The organism is Nonomuraea sp. 10N515B (assembly GCF_052245915.1).
Classification (GTDB): Bacteria; Actinomycetota; Actinomycetes; order Streptosporangiales; family Streptosporangiaceae; genus Nonomuraea.
The window spans coordinates 401,963-412,314 of sequence record NZ_JBQQBQ010000005.1 but is presented as its reverse complement, the minus strand read 5'-3'; the positions used below and the strand labels follow the sequence as shown (position 1 = coordinate 412,314).

At 71.6% G+C, this 10,352-nt stretch carries 12 protein-coding genes and 1 pseudogene; 7 read left to right on the top strand and 6 right to left on the bottom strand.

The window, feature by feature from the left end:
• The 3 genes and pseudogenes from ACTWQA_RS10270 to ACTWQA_RS10260 all read left to right on the top strand — a co-directional run.
• Window positions 1-628 (top strand): annotated as a pseudogene (locus ACTWQA_RS10270) (alanine racemase); the annotation flags it as partial.
• A gap of 28 nt (window positions 629-656) precedes the next feature.
• Complete coding sequence (locus ACTWQA_RS10265; protein ID WP_443159019.1) at window positions 657-1,037, top strand: RidA family protein; 381 nt, start codon at window positions 657-659, stop codon at window positions 1,035-1,037.
• 9 nt (window positions 1,038-1,046) lie between these two features.
• Entirely contained in the window at window positions 1,047-2,243 is a 1,197-nt protein-coding gene (locus tag ACTWQA_RS10260; protein ID WP_443159018.1) for a hypothetical protein, read from the top strand.
• 6 nt (window positions 2,244-2,249) lie between these two features.
• Here ACTWQA_RS10260 and ACTWQA_RS10255 read toward each other — a convergent pair whose 3' ends face one another.
• Genes ACTWQA_RS10255 through ACTWQA_RS10240 form a run of 4 tightly spaced genes read right to left on the bottom strand, consistent with a single transcriptional unit; the run spans window position 2,250 to window position 4,106 of the window.
• Window positions 2,250-2,630, bottom strand: coding sequence for a VOC family protein (locus ACTWQA_RS10255; RefSeq protein ID WP_443159017.1), 381 nt, complete (start codon window positions 2,628-2,630; stop codon window positions 2,250-2,252).
• Window positions 2,614-3,378 carry a class I SAM-dependent methyltransferase gene (locus ACTWQA_RS10250; protein ID WP_443159016.1) on the bottom strand — a complete coding sequence of 255 codons (765 nt, stop codon included), beginning with the start codon at window positions 3,376-3,378 and terminating at the stop codon, window positions 2,614-2,616. The genes ACTWQA_RS10255 and ACTWQA_RS10250 overlap by 17 nt, the downstream gene beginning before the upstream one ends.
• Before the next feature lie 47 nt (window positions 3,379-3,425).
• Entirely contained in the window at window positions 3,426-3,893 is a 468-nt protein-coding gene (locus ACTWQA_RS10245) for a Clp protease N-terminal domain-containing protein (protein WP_443159015.1), read from the bottom strand.
• A 9-nt stretch (window positions 3,894-3,902) separates the two neighbouring features.
• Complete coding sequence (locus tag ACTWQA_RS10240) at window positions 3,903-4,106, bottom strand: hypothetical protein (RefSeq protein ID WP_371825826.1); 204 nt, start codon at window positions 4,104-4,106, stop codon at window positions 3,903-3,905.
• Between the two features lie 51 nt (window positions 4,107-4,157).
• Between ACTWQA_RS10240 and ACTWQA_RS10235 the strand changes: the two genes are divergently transcribed.
• Complete coding sequence (locus ACTWQA_RS10235; protein WP_443159014.1) at window positions 4,158-5,651, top strand: FAD-dependent oxidoreductase; 1,494 nt, start codon at window positions 4,158-4,160, stop codon at window positions 5,649-5,651.
• On the opposite strand, the gene ACTWQA_RS10230 is transcribed toward ACTWQA_RS10235, so the two are convergent.
• Together ACTWQA_RS10230 and ACTWQA_RS10225 are read right to left on the bottom strand one after the other, a co-directional pair.
• Window positions 5,632-6,279 (bottom strand): response regulator, encoded by a 648-nt coding sequence (locus ACTWQA_RS10230; protein WP_443159013.1) that lies wholly within the window; start codon window positions 6,277-6,279, stop codon window positions 5,632-5,634. The two genes, ACTWQA_RS10235 and ACTWQA_RS10230, sit on opposite strands and share 20 nt — an antisense overlap.
• On the bottom strand, window positions 6,276-7,385 hold the full coding sequence (locus ACTWQA_RS10225; protein WP_443159012.1) for a sensor histidine kinase: 1,110 nt from the start codon (window positions 7,383-7,385) through the stop codon (window positions 6,276-6,278). Before ACTWQA_RS10225 ends, ACTWQA_RS10230 begins: the two co-directional genes overlap by 4 nt.
• Window positions 7,386-7,479: 94 nt before the next feature.
• On the opposite strand from ACTWQA_RS10225, the gene ggt reads away from it, so the two are divergent.
• The 3 genes from ggt to ACTWQA_RS10210 all read left to right on the top strand — a co-directional run bounded on the left by ggt (window position 7,480) and on the right by ACTWQA_RS10210 (window position 10,325).
• Complete coding sequence (ggt, locus tag ACTWQA_RS10220) at window positions 7,480-9,210, top strand: gamma-glutamyltransferase (protein WP_443159011.1); 1,731 nt, start codon at window positions 7,480-7,482, stop codon at window positions 9,208-9,210.
• Between the two features lie 90 nt (window positions 9,211-9,300).
• Window positions 9,301-9,429: a hypothetical protein gene (locus tag ACTWQA_RS10215; RefSeq protein ID WP_443159010.1), complete on the top strand. Its 129-nt coding sequence runs from the start codon at window positions 9,301-9,303 to the stop codon at window positions 9,427-9,429.
• The gene (locus tag ACTWQA_RS10210; RefSeq protein WP_443159025.1) at window positions 9,426-10,325 is read left to right on the top strand and encodes an urease accessory protein UreH domain-containing protein; all 900 of its coding nucleotides are present in this window, start codon (window positions 9,426-9,428) and stop codon (window positions 10,323-10,325) included. Before ACTWQA_RS10215 ends, ACTWQA_RS10210 begins: the two co-directional genes overlap by 4 nt.
• Window positions 10,326-10,352: the final 27 nt, after the last annotated feature.

Sequence of the window (10,352 nt, the reverse complement as noted above, 5' to 3'; positions counted from 1 at the left end):
CTGCCGCACCCTCGAGGAGCTGCTGCGGGTGGCCGGGCACGTGCAGGAGACGCCCGGGGTGGAGCTGGCCGGGGTGGCCGGGTACGAGGGCGCGCTGACGAGCGCCGACGAGGTCCGGAAATATCTGGACTCCCTGCAGGAGGCCGTCGAATACGTCCGTGTCAAGAGCCCCATCCTCAGCGTGGGCGGCAGCCAGTGGTTCGACGTGATCGGGCGGGAGCTCGTCGCCGCCCAGGCCAGGATCCTGCTGCGCAGCGGCGCGTACGTCAGCCACGACGACGGCTACTACCGCGAGCGCACCCCGTTCAACCGCATCGACGGCGAGTTGCGCCCGGCGCTGGAGGTGTGGGCGCACGTCCTGTCCACGCCCGAGCCCGGGCTGGCGATCGTGGGCATGGGCAAGCGGGACGCGCCCTTCGACGAGGGGCTGCCGATCCCGCGCCGCGACGGCGTCACCGTCGTGCGGATGCAGGACCAGCACACGATCGTGCGGGCCGCCGGGCTCAAGCCCGGTGACCTGCTGGCTTTCGGCATCTCCCATCCCTGCACCGCCTTCGACAAGTGGCGCGTGCTTCCCCTGGTGGACCGGGACTACCGTGTCGTTGGCACGATAAAGACCAACTTCTAGGGAAAGACCAACTTCTCAGGGAGATCGCGTGAAAAAGGAGCTCCGGACGAGCGAGGGCGCCGCCCCCATCGGCGCATACTCGCAGGGTCTCGTGGTGGGCGATTTCGTCTACACCTCCGGCATGGGGCCGCTCGACCCGCAGACCGGCGAGATCGTCGGCGACGACGTGGCCGCCCAGACGCACCAGGTCATGCGCAATCTCGGCGCCATCCTCGCCGCGCACGGCCTCGGCTTCGATGACGTGATCAAGTCCACGGTCCACCTGCAGCACCTCAAGCGGGACTTCGCGGCCTACAACGAGGTGTACAAGTCCTATTTCAACGCGCCTTACCCCGTACGCACCACTGTGGGGTCCAAGCTGCTGGACATCCTCGTGGAGATCGACTTCGTCGCGCACAAGAGCGCATAAGGTCGGCTCGTGGACAGTTCGGTTTACGTCTTCGTCGAGGACCTGCGCGGCGAGGGCGTCGAGCGGGTGCTCGACAGGATCAGCGGGTACGGCGTGGCCGGCATCACCGTCGGAGCCGTGCACCACGCCTCCCGCGACGTCACCCCGCACGGGCTGTCCAGGCTGACCGTCCGGCACGACGGGGCGCACTTCGCCCCGCCGGCCGATCTGTTCGCCGGACTGCGGTTGGCCCCGGTGCCTGGCTATCTGGAGGCGTTCGACGGGCTTCGCGAGGCCTGTGCGAAACGGTCCATGAAGCTCCACGGATGGACGGTGTTCCTGCGCAACGCCACGATCGGCATGGAGCATCCGGACGTGACCGTACGCGACTGCTTCGGCGACCGCGGCTCCCCCACCGACCTGTGCCCGGCCCATCCGGACGTGCGCGACTACGCCGTCGCGCTGGCCAGGGCGGTGGCCAGGCTGGGGGTCGACAGCGTGGTGGCCGAGTCGCTGCACTTCCGGCCGCTGAAGGCACAGCGGTCGTTCGTGCCGCTCGGGCCGATGGACGCCTACCTGTTCGGGCTCTGCTTCTGCGACTACTGCATGCGGCGGGCCACCGACCTGGGCGTTCGGGCCGAGATGGCGCGGGAGGAGTGCGCCGGGATCGTGGGGCGGGTGTTCGATGGCGACCCGCCCGCGCAGGGCGAGGTGACCAGGGCGGCGCTGACCGCGTACGCGGGGCCCGACGTCGTGGCCTACGCCAGAGCCCGGTCCGAGACCGTCACGACGCTGGTGTCGGAGGTGGCGTCCGCGGTCGCCGAGGAGGGCTCCAAGCTGGTGTTCGTGGATTCGACGGGCGCGGTCAAGGGGTATGCCGACGGGTTGCCCACGCCCGGCCTCGCGGCGCACGACGCCTGGCAGTTCGGGGTCGATCTGGTGGCTCTGGGGGACCTCGTGCCGGCGTTCGGGGTGCTGGCGTACGCGCGGGACGCGGCGCGGGTGGCCGACGACGTGGGCGCCTATCTGCGGTCCGTGGGCAAGGACCGGGAGGTGCGGGCGGTGTTGCGGCCGGGCCATCCCGACAGCGATTCCGCCGACCGGCTGGTGGCCAAGGCCCGCGGGGCGAAGGCCGCCGGGGCGCAGGCGGTGGACTTCTACGCGTACGGGCTGGTACCGCACCCGGTGCTCGACCGCATCCCGGCCGCCCTGTCCGAAGCCGTGTGACTCCCCTTAGGCGGTGCTGAACAGGCAGAACTCGTTGCCCTCGGGGTCGGCCAGCGTCACCCAGTCGTCGTGCGTGGCCTGCAGGGTGGCGCCCAGCGCGGTCAACCGGGCGAGCTCGGCGTCGGGGTCGGTGCTCTCCAGGTCCACGTGAAGGCGGTTCTTGACGATCTTGCGTTCGGGCACGCGCACCAACCACAGCCGCAGCGGCCCGCCCTCCACAAGCACCGTCGGATCGTCCTCCGGATCGTTGATACCTTCGGCACGCAGCCGCGCCAGCTCGGCCTCGTCGTAGGGGGCGACGGCGTAGCCGTCCAGGGCGGCGGCCCAGAACCTGGCCAGCGAGGCCGGGTGCCGGCAGTCGATCACGATGTCACGCAGCCTGGCCACCGGGCCGCCTCGCCTCGATGAGGAACCGGCTGGAGTGCGCCACGAACGGCCCTTCGGCCTCGATGCGCTCGTGCAACGCCCGCACCTTGTCGCGGTGGCGCTCCACGGAGAACCCCGGCACGATCCAGATCACCTTGCGCAGGAAGTAGATCACCGCGCCGATGTCGCGGAACTCCATCCGCAACCGCTCATGCCTCAGGTCCACGACCTCCAGCCCGGCGGACTCGGCCGCCGCCCTGGCTCGCTCGGGGTCGCGGCCCGAGCCGTCGTGGGGCCCGAGGAAGTGGTCCGTGAGCTCGGCCACGCTCCACGGCCCGATCTGCTGGGAGAAGTAGGACCCACCGGGCCGCAGCACCCTGGCGATCTCCGCCCACCACGTCGTCACCGGGTGGCGGCTGCTGACCAGGTCGAAGGCCCCGTCGCGGAACGGCAGGCGCGGCTCCTCGTCGTCGGCCACCACCCACGCCCCGCGCGGGCGCAGCCGGGCGGCGGCCAGATGGAGGTTGGGCGGCCACGACTCGGTGGCCACGGTCACCGGCGGCAGGGTGGGCAGGCCCGCGATGATCTCGCCGCCGCCGGTCTGGATGTCGAGTGCCGCTCGCGCCCCCGCCATCCGCTCGCCGAGCAGGCGCGCGTAGCCCCACGAGGGCCGCTCCTCGCTGGCCCGGCCGTCGAGCCAGGAGAAGTCCCAGCCGTCCACGGAGACCGTGCTCGCCTCCCGGACAAGGTCCTCGTACGTGCTATGCATGGTTTGACCTTGTCAGCGGCCCCGCCCGGCGTTCAACCAAATTACGGTCACGCCGCGGACCCCTCCCAGCGAGCGCCTACGGCCGCGCGGTCGATCCGGAGCTGGTCGACGAGCTGGGCGACGGGGTCGGGTCGCCGCTGCGCCAGCAGGGTGAGGGCGAGCTGCCGGGGCGCCTCCTTGGCTCTATTCCTCGCCGTTGTGGCCTTGATGGCCTGGTTGATGGCCGCCCGGGCGCTGGAGGTGAGCGCCGTGGAGGGAACCCGCGGGTGCTTGCGCGGCGCCGCCGGCAGGTCGCCGGCCTCGAGGCCGAGCATGCGCAGCGCCGCCCTGTCGAGGTCGTCGAGCGCCGCCCGGGCCCCCTCCAGGTCCACGCCCAGCGCCCGTGCCGCGTCCGGGTGGTGGAGGAGGCCGAGCAACAGGTGCTCGGTGCCCAGTCGCCGGTCACCCCGCAGCCGGGCCTCCTCGAACGCGGCCGTGACGACCACATGGAACGGGGTCTTCTGTCTGCCGAACATCGCGAATCCTCACTTCCCGTACTTGGCGTGCACAGACTGCCGTGACATGCCGAGCGCGTCGCCTATTTGCTCCCAGGTCCAGCCCTGCTCCCTGGCGAGCGCCACCGACACCGCCTCGACCTGCTCGGCCAGCCGGTGCAGCGCGCCCACCGCCCGCAGACCCATGGCGGGGTCGCCGGACCTGATCCGCTCGGAGAGCTCTGTTACGTCCACGCTGTCAGGCTAGCTTGACAGCCACCGATTTGTCAATCTAGCCTGACAGGCATGGATGACGTGTTGATCGTAGGGGCCGGACCCGTCGGCCTCATGCTCGCGTGCGAGCTGGGCCTGTCGGGAGTCCGCCCGATCGTGCTGGAGAAAAGGACCGAGCCGAGCGAGCAGCCCAGGGCCAACGGCCTGGGTGGGCAGATCATCGAGCTGCTCGACCACCGGGGCCTGCTGGAGCGTTTCAGCGAGGGCAGCCCGTTCGCGGGCCGGGCGCCGGGGTTCCCGTTCGGCTCGGTGCCGCTGCGCTTCGATGGGCTGGACGACATCCCCCTACGCCTGCTGCTGATCCAGCAGCCGCGCGTAGAGCGGCTGCTGGCCGAACGAGCGATCGAGCTCGGGGCCGAGATCAGGCGAGGGTGTGAGGTGGTGTCCCTCGCCCAGGACACCGAGGGCGTGACGCTCGGCCTGGCGGACGGCCAGGTGCGGCGCGCCCGCTACGTCGTGGGCTGCGACGGCGGTCGCAGCCTCCTGCGCGAGCTGGCCGGGATCGACTTCCCCGGCACCACTGACGACCACGTGCTGCGGCTGGGCCACTTCAGTACGGATGGCGTCGCCGATCCCTTCAAGCCCCTGGAGCTGGCCGGGCTGGAACCGGGCTGGAACCGGACGCCGCGCGGGCGTGTCCTGCTCACCTCGCTCCAGCACGGCGTGCTGATCGCCGGTGTCCGGGAGAAAGGGGAGCCCCAGGACGGGCCCGTGACGATCGAGGACTTCCACGCGGCGGTGCGCCGCGTCCTTGGCCGCGAGCTGCCCTTGGGGGAGCCGATCTGGTTGTCGAGCACGGCCGCGCAGGCCAGGCTGGCCGAGCGGTACCAGGCCGGGCGGGTGTTCCTGGCAGGGGACGCCGCGCACCTGTTCCCCGCGGGCGGCTCCGCGCTCAACGTCGGCATGACCGACGCGGCCAACCTGGGCTGGAAGCTGGCCGCCGCGCTCCATGGCCGCGCCCCGGAAGGACTGCTCGGCACGTACGAGGCCGAGCGCCGCCCGGCCGCCGAGCGAGCCCTCGTCCAGACCCGTGCGCAGGCGGCCCTGGACCGCCTGGACGACGAGGACGGAGCCGCGCTGCGTGAGCTGCTCGCCGAGGTGTTCGCGTACGAGCAGCCGGCCCGCCACCTGGCCACGCTCCTGCACGGCTCCGACGGCCGCTACGGCTCCGCGCCGCATCCGCTGGTCGGCCACTTCGTCCCTGACCTGGCCCTGAAGGACGGCCGCCGGTTGGCCGAGCTGATGCGCGCGGGCCGGCCGGTGCTGCTCGACCTCGGCGGCGGGGCCGAGCTCGACGGCGCCGCGCTCGACGGCAGCGAGCTCGACGGCAGCGAGCTCGGCGGCCGCGCCGAGGTCGGCGGCGGCTGGATCGACGTGGTCAGCGCGCGTGCCGACGATCCACCCGCCGACGCGCTGCTGATCCGTCCCGACGGCTACGTGGCCTGGGCAGGCTCGTCCGGCATGCCGGAAGCGGTGTCCGCATGGTTCACACCCAGCCCGGCTTGACCAGCCCCGACTCATAGGCGATCACGACCAGCTGGGCCCGATCCCGGGCGTGCAGCTTCATCATCGCCCGGGACACGTGGGTCTTCGCGGTGGCCGGCGACATGAAGAGCTTGGCGGCGATCTCGTCGTTGGTCATGCCGGTGCCGACCAGGGAGAGGACCTCGCGCTCGCGCTCAGTGAGCTGATCGAGGCCGTCGGTGGTGACCGGCTCCTTGGCGCGCGAGGCGTACTCGGCGATCAGACGGCGGGTCACGCTCGGCGACAGCAGCGCCTCGCCGGCCGCGACCACCCGGACGGCCTGGATCAGCTCCGCCGGCTCGGTGTCCTTGACCAGGAAGCCGCTGGCGCCGCCGCGCAGCGCCTCGAAGACGTATTCGTCCAGCTCGAACGTCGTCAGGATGATGATGCGCGGCCCCTCGGGCATCTGACGGGTCGCGGTCAGGCCGTCGGTGCCGGGCATGCGGATGTCCATGAGCACCACGTCGGGCTGGTGCTGGGCCGCCAGCCGCACGGCCTCCGCGCCGTCGGAGGCCTCGGCCACCACGGTCATGTCCGCCTGGGCGTCGAGCAGCGCCTTGAAGCCCGCCCGGACCAGCGCCTGGTCGTCGGCCAGCAGCAGCTTGATCATGAGGTCTCCTCGGGTAGGGGCAGCCGGGCCTCGACCTGGAAGCCCCCGCCTGACGGGCCCGCGACGAGCGTGCCGCCCAGCGCGGCGGCCCGCTCCCGCATGCCGGGGATGCCGTTGCCGCTGCCGGACTCGGACAGGACAGCAGGCGTGGTGGCGCCCGTGTCGGTCACGCGGATGACGAGCTCGCTCGAGCAGTATTCCAGCCGCACGGTCACCGCGGAGCCGGGGGCGTGGCGGGCGGCGTTGGTGAGCGACTCCTGCACGATCCGGTAGGCGGCCCGCTCCACCGAAGGCGGCAGTGGGCGTGAGCCGACCCGTTTGAGCGTCACCTCCAGCCCCGAGCGCTCGATCAGCTCGTCGAGCCGGTCGAGCCCGGCCGTGGGCGAGCGCGGGGCGCCCTCGCGCAACACGTTCAGCACTGAGCGCATCTCGCCCAGGACCTCCTTGGACGCCGTCTTGATGGTGGCCAGGGCCGTCCTGGCCTGTTCGGGATTGTCGTCGATGAGGTGCAGCGCGGTCGACGCCTGGACGTGGATGAGTGAGATGTTGTGCGCGAGCACGTCGTGCAGCTCCTGCGCCATGGTCAGCCGCTCCTCGCTGGCCTGCCGCCTGCTCTCCTCTTCGGCGGCGCGCTGCTGCTGGGCCCGTCGCTCGCGGGCGATCCTGACCAGTTCCGCCGCGACCATGGTGAGTAGGATGAATGAGGAAACCGCCAGGTCGTGGAAGAGCCCACGCTGCGGCTGGAGGGTGACCCAGGAATAGAGGATGAAGGCCGCGAGCGTGATCCCGGCCAGGATCCACGCCACCAGCCGATGGCGCCGCAGGACCAGCAGGAACAACATGACGATCGGCGCGACGAACACTCCGCCGTAGGGGTAACCGCCCCAGACGTAGACGTAGGTCGCCAGGAAGGTGACGACGGCCGTGCTGATCGGGAACTTCCGGTGCAGGACGATCATCAGCGGCCCGACCAGCAGCAGCCCGTAGGCGAACGGGTCGAGCGGCTCCCTGAACGTCTGCCCGCGCTGCGCACCCTGGGACAGCCCCACTTGGAACACGGCGGTGATCAGGGCGAGGTAAGGGGCGAAGCCGGACTTCGAGCGCACGCCTCAACGCTAGGTCACCACTCCGACCGGCGCATCACCCTCATGTCGCAGGGGGCCCTACCACGACAGGCGTACCTGGTAGATGGTGGAGATCATGCGTCGAATGCTCATTCCCGCAGCAGCAGCAGTCCTCATCGCGCTCGTGCCCACGGCTCCCGTGTCGGCCGAGCCCCAGCAGAAGGTCCCGGTCGCCAAGGGGTACGGCGGCGCCGTCTCCACCGTCGACCTGGACGCGAGCAAGGCCGCCATCTCCGTGCTGAGAAAGGGCGGCAACGCCGTGGACGCCGCGGTCGCGGCCGGTGCGGTACTCGGAGTCACCGAGCCGTACTCGGCCGGGCTGGCCGGCGGCGGTTTCATGGTCTACTACGACGCCAGGCAGCGTAAGGTCTTCACGATCGACGGCCGGGAGACCGCGCCGCAGGCCATGACGTCGACCGCGTTGGAGGGCATCCCGTTCGACCAGGCCGTCACCAGCGGGCTGTCGGCCGGCGTGCCCGGCACGGTCGCGAACTGGGACCTGGCCCTGCGCAGGTTCGGCACGATCTCGCTCAAGCAGGCGCTCCAGCCGGCCATCGAGGTGGCCGCCAAGGGCTTCGTCGTGGACCAGACGTTCTACGACCAGACGGCCGCCAACGCCGCCCGCTTCAAGGACTTCACCTCCACGGCCGCGTTGTACCTGCCGAACGGCGCCCCGCCGCCCGTCGGCTCGGTCTTCAGGAATCCGGAGCTCGCGGACACGTACCGGGAGCTGGCCAAGCGCGGCCCCGGCTGGTTGTACGGCGGCCGGCTCGGCGAGGAGATCGTGGCCACCGTCAAGCAGCCCCCGGTCACCCCGGGCAGCACCCGCAACGTGCGGCCCGGCCTGATGGAGCTGGCGGACCTGCGTGCGTACCGCGCCCTCATGCGCGAGCCAACCAAGATCTCCTACAAGGGCATGGACGTCTACGGCATGGCTCCCCCGTCCTCCGGCGGATCCACCGTCGGCGAGGCGCTCAACATCCTGGAGTCCCTGCCGGAGGTCGGCCTGCACGAATATCTGGAGGCGTCCAGGCTGGCCTTCGCCGACCGCGGCAAGTACGTCGGCGACATCCCCGGCGTCCCTCTGGAGGAGCTGCTGTCCGACGGCTTCGCCAAGGAGCGGGCGTGCCTGATCGGCGAGCGGGCGATGACGCACCCGGCCGCGCCGGGCAGCCCGGACGGCTCGTACGAGCCCTGCGCCCAGCCGACGGGCAGTGCCACCCCGGTCGCGGACGAAGGCCCCGAGACCACGCACCTGGTCGTGGCCGACCGCTGGGGCAACGTGATCGCCTACAACCTGACCATCGAGTCCACCGGCGGCAACGGCATCGTGGTGCCGGGCCGCGGCGTGCTCCTCAACAATGAGCTGACCGACTTCACGCCCGGCCCGGCCCCCGGCGACCCGAACCTGCCGGGCCCGGGCAAGCGGCCGCGCTCGTCGATGGCGCCCACGCTGGTGTTCGACGACGGCAGGCCGGTGCTGGCGGTCGGCTCCCCCGGCGGCTCGACCATCATCACGACCGTGCTGCAGATCCTCCTCAACCGGTACGAGTTCGGCATGAAGCTGCCCGAGGCGCTGGCCGCGCCGCGCGCCACGCAGCGCAACACCGCGCAGACGCAGGCCGAGCCGGCGTTCCTGGCCCTGCACCAGAAGGATTTGATGGACCGCGGACACAGCTTCGCTCCCAACCCGGAGATCGGCGCCGCCACGGCGCTGGAGTTCCTCGGCGGGGGCCGCGTCCAGGCCGTGGCCGAGCCGGCGAGACGAGGCGGCGGCAGCGCGATGGTGGTGGTGCCGGCCAGATAGACCTCACCAAGGGTGCAACTACTGTCACTGGCCGCGTCCAGGAGGTCGCGTTACGTTGCGTATACGGCTTCCGAATGAGTGGGGACACGCATGCAGTCCATCGCCAGGTTCTGCGGCCAGTGCAGCTGTGGTTGCCCTGAACTGTTCGTCGACCGGGACGCGCCCGAGGAGCGCCAAGCCAAGAGCAGGTCCCTGGACAGCCTGGCGCTCGTCCACTGAGCGCCCAGGCGGCCGGCCTGCTGGCCGGCGGGCTCGCTGCGGGACTGGTCGCAGGCACCGCGACCTGCACCGCGACGCAGGGCGGGCTGCTCATGGGCCTGGCCGGTCGGCCTCACGGGCGTGATCCGGCGCTCGTGGGGTGGTTCCTGGCCGGGCGGCTGGCCTCGTACACGTTGGCCGGGGCGCTGCTCGGGCTGCTCGGCTCGGCCATCAGCCCGCCGCCCGCGGCCCGTGCGGCGCTGTTGGTCGCCGCCGGTGTCACGGTGATCGTCTTCGCCGTCAGGGTCATGCGGCGCGGACACTGCGCGGCGCCGCGCGACGGCCAGGTCTCCCGCTACAAGGCCCCGCTCCTGGGGGCGGCCACCATCCTCGTGCCGTGCGGCGTCACGCTGAGCATGGAGATGATCGCCGTCTCCAGCGGCTCGCCGCTGGCGGGCGCGGCGGCCATGGCAGGTTTCGTGGCCGGCACCGCCCCGGCGTTCGCGCTGCTCGGCTACGTGTTGCGGCGGGTCTCCCGCACCAGGCTCGCCAGACTCACCGGGCTCGTGGCGATCGCCGCGGGGCTCTGGACCATCGGTGCCGGGCTCAACCTGGGCGGCTGGTTGCCCGCGGCCACGCCCCCGGCCGCGCCCCCGGCCGCGGCGCGCCCCGTCTCGACGACCGTCACCGTGTGGGCGACCCGGGACGGCTACCGCCCGGCCATGGTGCCGGCGCTTGCCGGCGTGCCGGTCGAGATCGTCTTCAAGCAGGCCGACCGGGGTTGCACCGGCACGGTCGTGATCGGCGGGCGCGACGTGGCGCTGCCGGCCACCGTACGGCTGCCACCCCAGCCACCCGGCACGCTGCGGTACGTCTGCGGGATGGGCATGTACGCGGGCTTCATCAACTTCTCCTAGTGTGTCGGCCATTACGGTTCGCGATCG